The 15,297-nt window shown below is 43.5% G+C and carries 14 protein-coding genes; all 14 read right to left on the bottom strand.

The window, feature by feature from the left end:
* Positions 1-7: 7 nt before the first annotated feature.
* The 14 genes from AB4153_RS06950 to gmk all read right to left on the bottom strand — a co-directional run bounded on the left by AB4153_RS06950 (position 8) and on the right by gmk (position 15,091).
* A complete protein-coding gene (locus tag AB4153_RS06950) occupies positions 8-262 on the bottom strand; it encodes a phosphopantetheine-binding protein (protein WP_102526799.1) in 255 nt (84 codons plus the stop codon).
* Positions 263-290: 28 nt separating this feature from the next.
* Complete coding sequence (locus AB4153_RS06955) at positions 291-1,142, bottom strand: 1-acyl-sn-glycerol-3-phosphate acyltransferase (RefSeq protein WP_229370451.1); 852 nt, start codon at positions 1,140-1,142, stop codon at positions 291-293.
* Between the two features lie 3 nt (positions 1,143-1,145).
* Positions 1,146-1,913 (bottom strand): beta-ketoacyl synthase chain length factor, encoded by a 768-nt coding sequence (locus AB4153_RS06960; protein ID WP_371996828.1) that lies wholly within the window; start codon positions 1,911-1,913, stop codon positions 1,146-1,148.
* A gap of 279 nt (positions 1,914-2,192) precedes the next feature.
* Positions 2,193-3,059 (bottom strand): DUF3014 domain-containing protein, encoded by an 867-nt coding sequence (locus tag AB4153_RS06965; RefSeq protein ID WP_102526802.1) that lies wholly within the window; start codon positions 3,057-3,059, stop codon positions 2,193-2,195.
* Between the two features lie 152 nt (positions 3,060-3,211).
* A complete protein-coding gene (recG, locus tag AB4153_RS06970; RefSeq protein ID WP_248956797.1) occupies positions 3,212-5,287 on the bottom strand; it encodes an ATP-dependent DNA helicase RecG in 2,076 nt (691 codons plus the stop codon).
* Between the two features lie 222 nt (positions 5,288-5,509).
* A complete protein-coding gene (locus tag AB4153_RS06975) occupies positions 5,510-6,133 on the bottom strand; it encodes a DNA-binding response regulator (RefSeq protein ID WP_102526804.1) in 624 nt (207 codons plus the stop codon).
* Positions 6,130-7,302: a sensor histidine kinase gene (locus AB4153_RS06980; RefSeq protein WP_371996829.1), complete on the bottom strand. Its 1,173-nt coding sequence runs from the start codon at positions 7,300-7,302 to the stop codon at positions 6,130-6,132. Before AB4153_RS06980 ends, AB4153_RS06975 begins: the two co-directional genes overlap by 4 nt.
* Before the next feature lie 135 nt (positions 7,303-7,437).
* Positions 7,438-8,124, bottom strand: a complete 687-nt coding sequence (locus AB4153_RS06985) for a tetratricopeptide repeat protein (protein WP_371996830.1) — start codon at positions 8,122-8,124, stop codon at positions 7,438-7,440.
* 244 nt (positions 8,125-8,368) lie between these two features.
* Positions 8,369-9,295 (bottom strand): calcium/sodium antiporter, encoded by a 927-nt coding sequence (locus AB4153_RS06990; RefSeq protein WP_303517217.1) that lies wholly within the window; start codon positions 9,293-9,295, stop codon positions 8,369-8,371.
* A gap of 176 nt (positions 9,296-9,471) precedes the next feature.
* Positions 9,472-11,127, bottom strand: a complete 1,656-nt coding sequence (locus AB4153_RS06995; RefSeq protein WP_371996831.1) for an AMP-binding protein — start codon at positions 11,125-11,127, stop codon at positions 9,472-9,474.
* A 396-nt stretch (positions 11,128-11,523) separates the two neighbouring features.
* On the bottom strand, positions 11,524-11,907 hold the full coding sequence (locus tag AB4153_RS07000; RefSeq protein ID WP_102526870.1) for a RidA family protein: 384 nt from the start codon (positions 11,905-11,907) through the stop codon (positions 11,524-11,526).
* 93 nt (positions 11,908-12,000) lie between these two features.
* A complete protein-coding gene (gene spoT, locus AB4153_RS07005) occupies positions 12,001-14,115 on the bottom strand; it encodes a bifunctional GTP diphosphokinase/guanosine-3',5'-bis pyrophosphate 3'-pyrophosphohydrolase (protein WP_102526808.1) in 2,115 nt (704 codons plus the stop codon).
* Between the two features lie 13 nt (positions 14,116-14,128).
* On the bottom strand, positions 14,129-14,407 hold the full coding sequence (rpoZ, locus tag AB4153_RS07010) for a DNA-directed RNA polymerase subunit omega (protein ID WP_055025248.1): 279 nt from the start codon (positions 14,405-14,407) through the stop codon (positions 14,129-14,131).
* 60 nt (positions 14,408-14,467) lie between these two features.
* Positions 14,468-15,091 (bottom strand): guanylate kinase, encoded by a 624-nt coding sequence (gene gmk / locus AB4153_RS07015; protein WP_371996832.1) that lies wholly within the window; start codon positions 15,089-15,091, stop codon positions 14,468-14,470.
* Positions 15,092-15,297 lie beyond the last annotated feature (206 nt).

The following is a 15,297-nucleotide window of genomic DNA, read 5'->3' on the forward strand; positions in this document are numbered from 1 at the left end:
ATAACTCCTAAGAACGTTGAGATTCGATAAAGCTAGCTAAACTCGCCACACTGAAAAAGTGTGCTTTAGTGGCATCAGAGTTTGCTTCGATTTTGATGTCGAATTGCTTTTTAATCGCTAAGCCTAATTCAAGCGCATCAATTGAGTCTAACCCCAGTCCTTCACCAAAAAGTGGTGCGTCGGTGTCAATATCATCAATACTGACATCTTCTAAGTCGAGGCAGTCGATGATCAGTTGTTTAATTTCGTTATGTAGATTCATATTAATATTCTAATTTGTTTGATTGTAATTATTTCTTAGTCGTTGCAGATAAGGGCGGTAGTGCGGTTATCTGCTGCGAATAAAGCTGCTCTAACTCTCTGGTCAGTACGCGAGCCATTTTTGCATCACTAGTTTGGTTTATATCATACCTTAGCTGGTCAAAAGCTGCGCCAATTTCTACAGACATATTTACTGTTTGTCTTGGCGGTTCGTACCAAGGTTGTTGCTTAGTGAGTCCTGCTACGTCGACATGTAGCAAAACAGGAAGGATATCTGTGCGGGTGCGTATTGCAATGTTTGCTGCGCCGCGAGCAAATGGGTTGATTTGGGTGCCAACCACAGTGCGGGTTCCTTCAGGAAAAATGATGAGGTTGGTGCTATCGTTCAGCACTTGTTGGCAATCTTTCAGTAGTAATTCTGCGCCGCGATTTGGAATATAACCAGCTGATGATAAGACACCGCGCATAAATGGGTTGCGCCAAAGCGATTGTTTCACAATGCACCCCGCATTGGGGATAAGGCTTATTAGCACCACCACATCGATTAAGGTTGGGTGATTAGCAATAACAATCACGCCTTTGGCATCTGCTAATGCTTGGGTATTTGGGGCGCTGACTTTAATTAACCCTGTGAAGGTTAGCATCCACACAAAACCTTTAAACATATAGTGCACCGCTTTTTGGACTCTAGCGATACGCTGCTGTTTTGAGCCAGGCCAAAAACGCAGCACAGGCAAAATGGTTAATGAACTTAATAACCCTCCTATGCCAAAGACCACATAACACATCACGCCACCAATCCAGCGAGGGATATAGGCCATTCCTGTTAAATATGGGAATGGCTTTGGATGCTTAAAGTGACCTTGATGAGTTAGGCTCATTGACTACAACCGCCCAACTGAGTCAGAAGTGGCTGTTAACTGCCAGTGCCACTGACTTATATGGCCTGATAGTGATTTCTGGCAAGCGATGCCATTGATGAACTCTGCAAAGCTTAATGTTTTCTGGCCGCTTACGTTATCTGCCATAGCTTGTTCGTTTGAAGGGCTTAAAGTCAGCTGGGCAATAGCGGGTTGTTGGCCATTATTTGCTGGTGCTAAATACAAACCCATGGCTAATGGTAGTTCATTCTCTTGGGTATACTGATTATAAACCGCAGGCACCGGATCATCGCCAAACACTAATAATACAGGAGCTGGATTTTCAGCTAACTGAGCATAAGTTTCGATCACGGCTTGAGATAACGTTTCTTCACCTGCTGCAATTGACGTTGAAGGCGCAGTATTGCCCGTTACGATGCCATATATCCCACTGGCGGTATTATGTACTGACTGACTAAAGGCGAGGGGAGATAAGGCTTCTTTAGCAACAATATCTTCTAGTAAGCCAAGGGTGCGCGTGAGTTCACCATGACGTGAGGAAAATACACTACGGCAATCTTGGGCTGGCTGACAATCATGGGCAGCAGAGAGCATCATTTTAGTTAAACGACTAAAACGGCGACGCTGCATCGCAGGAACATGGGCTAATGCAGGAGAATCTTTTTTGTCTAATGACGGTGCGGTGTTTTTATCCCAATGAGTCCAGCTTTCTTTATCTTGAAAGTCCACAGACCAAGCGCCCCACGACAGGATATCAAATACTAATTGCACTATTTTGCCTCTGATATGACCCCGTTATCCCTAACTGGGTGACATTTTCCGTGCTTTTGATTTATTAATGCGTTGCTCTAAAACAACTATCAGGCTGAACTGTAATAACGGTACCGTAATAATTGTACCGTAATAATTGCGACTTAATGAAGCTTTTTGCAATGAGCAGAAATAAAAATAGCGACACGAATGTCACTATTTTTATCAAGCTCACATAGCTATGCAAAAATTCCAAATAAATATGGAACCAGCATTCACGATATAGCGTTACGCTATTCGTTATTTGCTCAGTTGCTGCTGCAGTTTTCTGACGGCAGTTTTGATTTTACGGGTGTTTTCAGGGCCCATTCTGACCATCAGCTTTTGCACATTAGGTAAGGCTTCAAGCTTAGTGTCAACAAATTGATAATTCACGCTGATAGATGACAGCTCAATAGGGTCTTCAATAATCGGCGCTGCTAAAATCATCTGGAAAGCTTCAAGCATGCGTTCATCAAAGCTCATGTCGCTGTAGCCTAGTTCTTCAAAAGCTTCATTGAACAAAGGCGATAACTCTTCAAAGGTACTAACAAGCTGCTCGTCATTCATACCTGCAATCATGTCTGCATATAAATCGTAACGGTGGTAGCTATCTGGATTTAAGTAAGTTTTGTTAGTGATTTCACTGACGCTAAAGTTGTCTTTAGGGCCCTTTAATGGGCTAGCTTTGTGAATGACTTCGCCTTGTGCCATGTTATCGACAAAGACCACAAATTGGCGTGCGATATCCTTTTTAAGGATCATCGACTCGATTTTCATGCCATCAGCCATAGCAATGGTTTTTTGTTCCACAAAATCATCGCTTTCAGTCAGTGCAGGTAAAGGCTCAACGACCACTTCAGGTTCTGCAGGAATAACTTCAGGCTCAATGATTTCAGGTTCAACAATCACTTCTTCAATTGGCTCTTGCTCGATTGGCTGCTCTGGCACAGGTTCTGGTAATTGAACCGGGATAGGCTCAATGATTTCAGGTTCCTTTTCTGAAGTGAAATAGAAATACCCCGCCCCCGCTAATAATACGGCTACCGTGATCCCAATGACGCCTGCATTGCTACCACTCGATTTATCTGATTGTGGCGTCGCTCTGTCTTCTTGATTGACTTGCATTTCTATTCCTTAGCTTTAAACGTCGAAAGTGGAACTGAACACGGGATAAAGTCTATCTAACTTAAAATCAGACTATTTAGCCTTAAGCTCAAATCTCATTCTGCAATATTCCTAAGACTTGTCTAGTGATAACAGCTTAGGTTAACAATAATTTATGCTTGTACGTATTGTTGGCGATCACCTAACCAACGGTGAATGATGCCATCAACATTACCAGGGACTTGTTGCATAACATGTGCGGCTAACTTTTGCGTATTTTCAATTAAATACTGGTCTCTGACCAAGTCGGCAATTTTCATCTCTGCTAGCCCTGTTTGACGTGTACCGAGGACTTCACCTGGGCCACGAATTTCTAAATCTTTTTGTGCAATCACAAAGCCATCACTGCTTTCGCGTAATACCCCTAAACGTTTGGTCGCCGTTTGCGATAAAGGCGCTTTATAGAGTAATACACAGTGACTGGCAATCGAGCCACGCCCCACGCGACCACGTAACTGATGCAGTTGCGCTAAGCCTAAACGTTCCGGGTTTTCGATAATCATTAAGCTGGCATTGGGCACATCCACACCGACTTCAATCACTGTGGTTGCTACTAATAAATGTAGCTCACCTGCTTTAAATTGGGCCATTATTTGTTGCTTCTCAGCGCTTTTCATCCGCCCATGAACTAGGCCTATTTTAAGCTCTGGTAGTAAACGACTGAGTTCTTCGGCTGTATCTTCAGCGGCTTGGCACTCGAGCACTTCAGACTCTTCAATTAAGGTACAGACCCAATAAATTTGTCGATTGTCATTTAGTGCAGCTTGTTTCACTCGCTCAATCACTTGATCACGGCGATTATCACTGATGGCGACAGTAGATACTGGCGTTCGACCAGGTGGCAACTCATCAATCACCGAGGTTTCTAAATCGGCGTAAGCCGTCATAGCGAGAGTACGGGGAATAGGTGTCGCCGTCATAATTAACTGATGAGGATGAAAACCTTGGCTGACGCCTTTTTCGCGCAAGCCTAAACGTTGATGCACCCCAAAACGGTGTTGCTCATCAATGATAATTAATGCGAGTTTATTAAAGCTAACTTGCTCTTGGAAAATGGCGTGAGTGCCAATCACCATTTGCGCGCTGCCATCTGCGATGTCCGCTAACGATTGCGCTCTTGCTTTGCCTTTTAATTTTCCTGCAAGCCAGCCAATTTTTAGCCCCAGTGGCTCAAACCATGCAGCAAAGTTAACCGCGTGTTGTTCTGCCAGCAATTCAGTGGGCGCCATCATAGCGACTTGGTAGCCATTTTCTATTGCTTGTAGCGCCGCGAGCGCCGCGACTAAGGTTTTTCCGGAGCCTACATCCCCTTGCACTAAACGCATCATTGGGGTGGGTTGTTCGATATCACGGCTAATATCAGCGCCGACTCGTTGTTGTGCGCCTGTCGGCTTAAATGGCAATGCTTTCAAAAATGGATTTAGCAACTGACCTGTAGCGGGCAAGGTCACCGCCTTATCAAGGTTATTACGCTGACGTAGTTTCAGCATACTTAAGTTATGTGCCAGTAACTCTTCTTGCACTAAGCGCTGCTGAGCGGGGTGCATACCCAGCTCTAAATCAGACTGTTCAATGTCGTTTGGGGGGCGATGAATGAGGTGAAGCGCGCGGCCAATGCTCATATTGTTGGGCTGCAATTCGCTAGGCAATAACTCGGTTAATCCACCTTGTGTTAATTGATTTAAGGCTTGTTCGGTCAGTTTAATCCAGCTGGCTTGTTTCAGGCCTTCAGTGGATGGATAAATAGGCGTAAGCGAATCACTCAAAGCAGGGTTTTCACCTTCTTTGATGATTTTGTATTCGGGATGAATGATCTCGAAGTGACGTTTGCCACGTTTTATTTCGCCATAAGCACGAATGATGGCGCCGTTTTGCATGCCATTACGTTGGGCAACTGAGAAGTTGAAAAAGCGCAGAGTCAGCATGCCGCTGTCGTCAGCTATGGTGCAAGTCAGCATACGTCTGCGACCGGGTACGATTTGGGTCGAAACGATTTCAGCTTCAACAGTGCCATACATGGCAGGGTATAGACTGGCAATGGGATAGATTTGGGTGCGGTCTTCATAGCGCATAGGCAAATGAAACAGTACATCTTGCACTGTTTTAATACCCAGTTTTTCGAGCTTTTCGGCGACTTTTTTCGCGACGCCTTTTAAGTCGGTTATAGGAACCTGATCCAATGGTTGCAAATCCACAATGCCTTTATAGTGTCTGGTAACGACTTTATCTACGGTTTATCTCATTTTGCGCTTAGCAGGCAAAGAGAGTTATCCAAAGAGTTATACAACTCACTTTGCAGCGTTAATCAATGCTAGGGACAATAGTACTGTAAATATATACAGATGTATGGCTTATCTTAGCAGAGTTTTAAAACAAGGCAATAATATTACCTGATTCTATGCTAAGCGACTCTATAACCAGCCTTTTTGTTTAGCAATCCGCGCTGCATCAATGCGATTGGTGGCATTTAGCTTACTGATAGCTTCGGACAGGTAATTACGTAATGTGCCTTCGGCAATAAATAATTGTGCTGCGATATCACTGGTTGATAAACCTTCGCTGGCAAGCCTTAAGGCTTTGCGCTCTTTATCATTGAGTGGATCGATATCGCCAATTGCGCTGATCGCCAATTCGGGATCAATAACCTTTTTACCTGACATCACCTGCTTAATGGCTGACAGTAAGCTCTCGGTTGGGGCATCTTTAAGTAAAAAACCTTCAACCCCAGCGGTTAGTGCGCGCTTTATGTAACCCGCACGGCCAAAGGTTGTCAGGATAATAATCTTAGTTTTATGGGATGAGTCAGCTTGATATTGCTGCAGCCATTGTGCGAGTTCGAGCCCCGTATGTTGTGGCATCTCAATATCACTGAGCAGTAAATCAAAGGACTGCTGTTTTAATAATGCCATCGCTTGGGCGCCATCTTCGGCTTCGGTGACTTCTACCTTACCGAGTGCGGCATCGTCTGTCAGGGTTAGCAATGCAGAAAGTGCCCCACGCACCATAGCTTGATCTTCTGCCAGTAAAATTCTCATTCAACCACGTCCTTGTCTTGTGCTATTTGTTGGGCTGAAAGTGGTAAAGAAATCATGAATCGATAACCCTCTTCCGTAGTGTAATTAAACTCACCTGATAACAACTCGACTCGTTCTCTGATTCCTTTAAGCCCGTTGCCTTCAATGATCTCCTTAGTCGAGGCATTGTCGCTAAAGCTAATGCTCAGTTGTTCATCTTCATGGGCGAACTGCCATAAACATTCAGTGGCATTGCCATGCTTAATTGTATTATTGACCAATTCGGTGAACATTAACCCTAATTGTGATTCATGTAATGCAGGCATCTTGGGCAATGTCCCTTTGAGATGCACTTCAATACTTTGTTCACGCAGTAACCCCGTTAACTGCTGCAGTGTATCGGTCAGCCCTTTATGTTTATAGTCCGATACCGTCTGACGTATTTGGCTTAGGCTTTCACGAGCAATATCGGCCAGTTGACTCAAGTGTTGTTGGGCTAAAGGTAAATTTCCTGTTTCAACTAATTTTTCAGCCAGCTGGGCTTTAAGGGCAATAGACGACAAGTTGTGACCCATAATGTCATGTAAATCACGGGCAATACGTTCTCGTTCTAACGCGGTTGCTAAGCTGGCTATTTCATCGCTTGATTGACGCTGCTGACGTCTCACTCGCTCGCTGTTGTGTTCAATCACGCCAAGTAATCCCACGACAAACATGATGAGCATGCCATAGAGCGGGAAGTAATAGGCTTCAAATCCAATCAGAAAATCCAGTGTCCACAACCATCCAGATAAAATGAAAAAGCAGAATACTGCGGTGCGAAGCGAATAGAAAAAACCAATAAAAAAGGCGGCAAAACTGAAAAGTGAAATGGCACCACTGGTAAATGGTGCTGCAACACTGGCGGTAAGTAGCATCAATCCAATGGGGTAAATGGCTTTAGCTGAGGCGCTTTTAAATGCCCAATAGTAACTGTATACAAAAGGGATTAGGAGCAACAAACTCACGCTGATACGTAATACGTCGTCCCGCATAAACCACAATGGGATGAAGTAAAAAATCAAGTTAAGTAAGTATACCCAAGCGGTTTTTTGCTTATAGTCACGTTCAGGTTGAATTGTGTCGCTGTTGGTCATTTTCTGGTGAACCTTTCCTTGCTCAATTTGCTGGGCTAATCGTTGATGATTCATAACCTCTCCTTGCTGAGTTAGCATACAGTAGCAGATTAAAAACCTGCAACTGTATGCTCGTTTTACACTATCAAACAGTTTGACGTTACTCGTCAGCCGCTTAAGTCACTCAAATTGTGTGAATACTGGGATTTATTAATACTGCTGCGCTGAAGTCGGTGGATTAAGTAAAAAATTAGCCCAGCTATAGTTAGGGTCAATATCGATAGCCTGCTGCCAGTCTTGCTCGGCATCTTGTTGATTACCTAACTCTTGCTGAGCAAGTCCGCGCCAGGTATAAGCTTCGCTGTGTCCCCAACAAATGTCATCACATGGGCTTTGGAAGCGCTCGATAGCAACAGAGGCATATTGTTTTGCTTTATCCATACCGCCGCCATATTGAGTTGGTGTGTAATAAGCACTCATGGCTTTCACCAATGCAATACGAGGATTATTGGGGTCAATCTGCTCAGCTTGTGCGAGTAGAGTGCCAGCTTTCATGCCCAATGTTTGCCCCTTCGTTGGATCATTTGAAATTTGCATGCCATACACTGATGCGAGTAATGCCATTGACTCAACATCATCTTCACGGCCAAGAATATTTTCGAGAGTGGTTTGAGCTTCATCTAATGAGCGCTTGAACATGCTACGCTGTCCGACAATATTCGCGGTAATTGCGGTGCGATATTCTGCGTAAGCATGTTCGTAATCCACGCTTTGTTCGCTGATTTGTTTAAGCTCATTTATGTTCATCGCGTTTGCTGCTGAATCAATTGCGTTAATATCTGCCATGCTACTTTGGCTGACTAATGAAAGGGTGACTGCAATAAATAATGTTTTCATGATTAACTCCGTTTATTCAATTAAAGGTTTGTTGCTTCGGAGTTAGTATCTAAGAATGGGCGTAAACTGTGCAGGCACAAACGTCATCAGTTTGAGGTGACAAATGTCATCAGTGAAAACATTCGATATCAAGTGATAAGCAAAAGCGGTAGCAATGAGTAACAAAAACGCCAGCCTATCGGGTTAATAGGCTGGCGTTCATTAACGGTATTGGGAAGCTTATAAATCTCTAAGCCTGTCAGGCTTATACTTGTACGATCAGGTAGCTGATATAGGCAAGATAACTGAGAACTAATACAACAGCCTCACGGCGACCAATCCGTAAACCTGTGTAAGCAAACGGCAGCAATACTACGGCAAGTGCGATCATCGTTATCCAATCAATCGAGCTTATCTCGCTGTTTAATATTGGATGGATCAAGGCGGTAACCCCTAATATACCTAGAATATTAAATAAGTTTGAGCCAATCACATTACCAATGGCAATATCACTTTCACCTTTCATTGCCGCAACAATGGAGGTGACTAATTCTGGCATGCTAGTACCAATAGCGACGATAGTTAAACCAATAATAACTTCACTAATACCAAATGACTTAGCCATGGCTACTGCGCCATCAACAAATAATATTCCGCCACCTACAAGCATTGAAATACCAATAATAATTAAGGCTATCGACAACCAGTTACTTTGCGCATTAACTGCTAAACCATCTTCATTACTTTGCTTATCAGCGGTGATATAGCTAAAAGATAGGTAACCGATTAATAAACAGGTCAGCAGCATTCCATCCCAAAAGCTTAAGCCGCCATCGAGTAACAAGCTCCAAAATAGCAGTGATGCCGCAATCATAATAGGAATGTCACGACGCACCATTTGTGACTCAATTTTAATCGGGCGTATTAATGCCGTAATACCTAAAATAAGGCCAATATTGGCAATGTTTGAACCAATCACATTGCCTAAAGCTATACCACTATTGCCTGCCAGCGCAGATTTTACACTCACGGCAAGCTCTGGTGCACTGGTACCAAAGGCTACAATAGTCAAACCGATAATTAAGGGGGTTAGTCCTAGCTTTAGGGCAATTTGACTTGCACCACGCACAAGGGCTTCAGCCCCAATAGTTAGGATGACAAAACCACCAATAATCGATAATAGAATTAACATGAACAAGGCTCACAAATGGGTTAAATCGAAAAGGATGGCAAGCATAGATATTTTTTAATAATACGCAATCTAATTTATCCAATCGAGTGATTAAAATTCATTAATTCAACCAATAAAAAAGCACACAATGATGTGTGCTTTTAAGTGCTATAAATCGGCGTGGTTACGCAAGGAAATTACAGTTCATCTTCCCAGACCACTTTAGCACCGCGTACACCATCAACTTTGGCACTAAACTGCTTTTCAAGCACATGACGCTTAATTTTTAATGTCGGCGTAAGGGCATCGTTTTCGACAGTCCATGGCTCTTTGACTATCACAACGGCATCGACATGTTCGTGTGATTCAAGATTAGGGTTGATGCTATCAAGCGTTGCTTTGAGTGACGAGCGCACTTCTTCGCGAGGCTGAAGAGCTGAACCTTCTGATAACTGCACTAAGGCAACAGGGTGCGGTAAACCTGAACCAATAACACACAATAATTCAATATGAGAATCCTGTGCTAACTTACGCTCAATTGGCACTGGCGCCACATACTTACCTTTAGACGTCTTGAAGTTATCTTTAACGCGGCCAGTAATTGAAATGTAGCCATCTTCATCGATTTCACATAAATCACCCGTATGGAAAAAGCCGTCTTCATCAAAACAGGCTTTAGTGGCTTCTGCTTGTTTGTAATAACCCGTCATTAAGCCAGGGCTTTTCACCATTAATTCACCATCGTCAGTACGACGTACTTGGCAACCTTCAACAGGGCGGCCTACAGTGCCGATTTTAGTGGCATCAAATGGGAAGTTAATAATGGAATAGGCACAATTCTCGGTCATGCCCCAAGCTTCTGAGATATTCATACCGATTTTGTTGTACCACTCTAATTGAGTTGGCGGAATAGGCGCAGAACCAGAACCTAATAAACGACAATGCTCAAGGCCTAGTCCTTTTTGAATTTTGCGTTTTACTAGGCTGCTAATAATTGGCAGCTTAAGTAAGAAATTCAGTTTAGACTCACCCGCTTTGTTAATAATGTTGAGCTGAAATAGCGTCCACAAACGCGGCACTGAGAAAAATACCGTTGGTCTGCATCGCTGAACATCGGCAACAAACGAGTCTAAACTTTCAACAAAAGCCACTGAAGAGCCTGAATAGAAAGAAGAACCTTGAATCGCCACACGTTCAGTAATGTGCGCTAAAGGTAGGTAAGAAAGTAATCGATCAGCCGTATTGGTTTTTAAATCGCGTACTACAGCTTCGCAAGTCCAGCCGTAGCTGCCAAAGGTTTGCATGGCACCTTTTGGCTTACCTGTTGAACCTGACGTGTAAATCAGGGTCATCATATCTTCAGCTGACGGAGTAGGCGCGTCTACTAATGGCGTGCCTAATTGAACAAACTTTTCCCAGTGGTACTGAGCTGGCATAGTTTCATATGGCATCGAAATACGTAGGATTTCGCCGCCGACACCGGCTTCTTGATCTGCCCAGTAATCTAACTTACCGGTGAAAATAGCTTTTGCACCGCTATGTTCAAGGACATAACGAATCGTTTCAGCGTTAGCGGTAGGGTAAATAGGCACACTGATATAGCCGCCGTGCATTAAGGCTAAATCGGTAATAAACCACTCTGCGCAGTTTTTTGAGAGTACAGCGATTTTGTCACCAGGCTCTAAACCTAAATGACGCAGTGCACCTGCGACTTGCTGTACTTTTTGTTGTACTTCACGCCATGTAAAGTCAACGTATTGACCGTTAATTGGTTGACGTAAGTATACTTCGTCGCCTTGAGTCTCAACCCAGTGCGATAACATTTCTACTGGTGTTTTCATTAGATTTTCCATCGACAATTCCGTGTTCGTTTTTGTTTTAATGTAGGACGTACATATTTCAATGTCATTAACGCAATAATCTATTGTAATCCTATTGAATATCTAATCAGTTCAGACCAGTCTCAATTCGCTATAGATTAGTTTTATGCAGTAAAAGCGAATAGCCAATACTGAATGTTAAAACTAAAAAGCGTACCTTGATCAGCCCCCAGTGAACGATAAGATATTCAATACGATCGGTATCAGTATGGCTTTATAAAGATACCTGCGCAAACGATAACCTATAAAATTTAGGCAATTACGACTAATAAACTAGCAGGTTTTGCTGAAAAGTGAATCAATATCGAGTAATAACTCTAATAAAAAAGGCGCCAATAGGCGCCTGTAGTGGAAAAGTCGGTTTGTGACCTAGATCTCCATTATTCCATCCATTTCGACTAAAGAGTCTTTTGGCAGTTGTTTTACGCCAATAGCAGCACGTGCTGGGTAAGGTTGAGTGAAGTAACGTGCCATGATTTCATTCACAGTTGCAAAGTGAGATAAGTCAGTCAGGAAGATATTAAGCTTAACGATATCTGCCATACTGCCGCCTGCCGCTTCGGTAACAGCTGTTAAGTTTTCAAATACTTGAACAACTTGTTCTGAAAAGTCATCGCTAACCATTTGCATGGTGCTTGGTACAAGTGGGATTTGGCCAGACAGGTAAACAGTGCTACCTACTTTTACAGCTTGAGAATATGTGCCAATTGCTTGTGGAGCTTTATCAGTTGCGATAATGATTTTTTCTGCCATGACGCCCTCTGGGTAATTTAAATTAGATGCAAGCAAACCTAAGCCTGAATCTTATAAAAGAATCATTCAGCTTAGGTAGTTGCTTTAATCTTACTAGCGATTACGTGAGGTACGCAAGACTTCCGGTAATACACGAATACGGCGCATTACATTGGCGAGGTGAACACGGTCGTCGACCGAGATACGTAGGTTGATGAGATAAACTCGGCCATCACGTTCTTCAGTGCTCAAGTTATGAATATTTGAGCCTGCAGCTGCGATGATATTGGTGATTTTTGCTAATGCGCCTTGATGATTCACAATCTCAACACGTAGATTTGCTTGGTAAGTTTCGCCTTCGACGTTATCCCAATGAACAGGAATATACTTGTCAGGCTCACCTTGGTAACCACGAATGTTGGCGCAGTTTTCCATGTGGACCACTAAGCCTTTACCTGGACTTACGTGAGCAACAACCGCATCACCTGGAATAGGGCGACAACAGTTAGCAAAGGTCACTAACATGCCTTCAGCGCCACGGATTGGCATCAAGTGCTCTTCAGTGTCGTCATCTTTATCAGTAGTCGTCAGCTTTTGACCTAACAAACGCTGAGCAATCACAATACTCATGGCGTTGCCTAAACCGATATCAGCCAGCAATGAATTTAAATCGTCATGCTTGGTTTCTGAAATCACTTTATTGAGTTGTTCAGGGTCAATGCTATCAAGCTTGGTTTCACCCAAAGCGTGATTCAATAGGCGTTTACCTAGTGCTACAGCATCGTCACTGGTTAAGCTCTTTAACACTTGGCGTATTTTGCCGCGCGCTTTACCTGTAACCACAAAGTTTAGCCACGCCGCATTCGGGCGAGCACCTTTAGCAGTAATAATCTCAACGGTTTGACCTGAGATTAATGGCTGACTTAACGGATATGCTTGACGGTTAACGCGTGCGCCAACACAGGTATTACCTACATCGGTGTGGACTTCGTAAGCAAAATCGACTGCTGTTGAGTTAACGGGTAATTCTAAAATACGGCCTTCTGGGGTGAAGACGTAAATTTCTTCTGGGAATAGTTCGGTCTTAACGTTTTCCACAAACTCAAACGAACTGCTGGCGCTTTGTTGCAGCTCCAGCAAGCTTTGCATCCACTTATGGGCGCGAATTTGAGTGGTACTTTGTTGCGAACTATTGGTGCCGCTCTTATACATCCAGTGAGCAGCAACCCCTTTATCCGCCATGAGATCCATTTCTTCAGTACGAATTTGTACTTCAACAGGAACCGCATGAGGGCCAAATAATGAGGTATGCAATGATTGGTAACCATTGGCTTTAGGTATGGCAATATAATCTTTAAAGCGGCCAGGGTGTGGCTTATAAAGACCATGCATAGCACCTAACACGCGGTAACAGGTATCAATGGTATCGACCATGACTCTGAACGCATAGATGTCCATGACTTCTTGAAACTGCAGTTCTTTATTACTCATCTTACGATAGATGGAATAAAGGTTTTTCTCACGACCTTTGACAGTGCCTTTAATACCAGCATCTTCAAGGCGAGTCGTAATAGCACCTTCAATACTATTAATCAGTTCTTTTCTATTACCACGGGCTGCTTTGACGACTTCTTTAAGCACACGATAACGCATTGGATAATAGGCTTGGAAACCTAAATCCTCTAACTCGCTTTTGATATTATGAATACCAAGACGGTTGGCGATCGGAGCATAAATTTCTAAGGTTTCGCGGGCAATACGACGACGTTTGTCAGGACGTAATGCACCCAAAGTGCGCATGTTATGCGTTCTGTCTGCAAGTTTGATTAGAATAACGCGGATATCCTGCGTCATTGCCATCATCATCTTGCGGAAGTTTTCAGCTTGGGCTTCTTTTTTATCGCGGAACTTAATTTTGTCGAGCTTTGACACGCCTTCGACAAGTTCAGCCACAGTAACGCCGAATAACTCAGTGAGTTCTTCTTTGGTAACTGGGGTGTCTTCGATGGTGTCATGGAGCAGGGCTGCCATTAATGTCTCGTGATCGAGACGCATGTCAGCCACGATGCGGGCAACCGCAACGGGATGGGTAATATAAGGCTCGCCACTTGTGCGCATTTGCCCTTCATGGGCATCACGCGCAACAATATACGCCTGCTTGAGTAACTCTACTTGCGCGGGTTCTAAATAACCTGACGCAGACTCCTTTAGACCTTCAAACAGATACAAGTGGCGCTACTCCTTAAAGCGTACGGCCTTCAGCAATTGCAGCTACTGCAGCAATTTCAGCGGCTTCACGTTCGCGAACAGTTTGACGCTCATCAGCGTCTAAAGTGTTAGAGGTGACTAAGCCTAATTCGATTTCGCGTAAAGCGATAACCGTTGGCTTATCATTCATCTCTTCTACCATTGGGTCTTTACCTTGCACAGCGATTTGGCGTGCACGACGCGCTGCAACCAGGATCATATCAAAACGGTTGCCGATTTGTTCTACGGCGTCTTCTACAGTTACGCGAGCCATGTGGTGAAACTCCAGTGTTATATATGGGAAAAAATGACGCAAAATTGTACACTATGACAATTAATCTGCCAACAGATCGTTTATCATATCATTGTGAGTATGGATCTGACTAGCACAGGTTGATCTTTGACTGCGAATGATCGCGCAAAGATCGCCTAAAGCGACGTCAAAATCATCATTAACAATAATATAATCTGCATCTTTATAGTGTGACATTTCTGATACGGCTTCAGCCATACGTCCATCGATGACTTCTTGACTGTCTTGACCGCGACCAGTTAGGCGACGTTCAAGTTCAGCTCTAGAAGGAGGTAAAATAAATACCCCAATCGCGTCAGGCATCAATTTTTTAGCTTGTTCGGCGCCTTGCCAATCAATATCTAAAAACACATCAATACCGTTCGCTAATGTTTGTTCAATAACCGTGCGGGATGTGCCGTAGTAATTACCAAACACTTCCGCCCATTCAAAAAAAGCTTCATCAGCGATAAGAGCTTTAAATTCTTCAACCGAAACAAAGTGATAATGTTGACCATTAAGTTCACCTGGACGCGGTTTACGGGTGGTGTGTGACACAGACACTTGCATGTCGCTAGGTTTATCTTTTAGTAATGCAGAGATAAGTGAAGACTTACCGGCGCCACTTGGGGCAGACACAATAAATAGATTTCCACGAGCGCTCATAGTGCAATTTCCAACCAGATTATTTATCAGGGCGAGTATTATACTCAAAGCGATAAAATTTGCGAGATACGTGAAGGATAAAAGTGCACAAATCTGAGCTTTGAAAAAAAAGATTTAATGCAGCGCCATTGTTTGCTAACGCCTTTGTGGCATGCGCTTAACCCCCAGATAGACTGAAATTAACCTTAATTAAAAAGCAGACTGAT

Source organism: Shewanella sp. 10N.286.52.E4 (assembly GCF_041468785.1).
GTDB lineage: Bacteria > Pseudomonadota > Gammaproteobacteria > Enterobacterales > Shewanellaceae > Shewanella > Shewanella electrodiphila.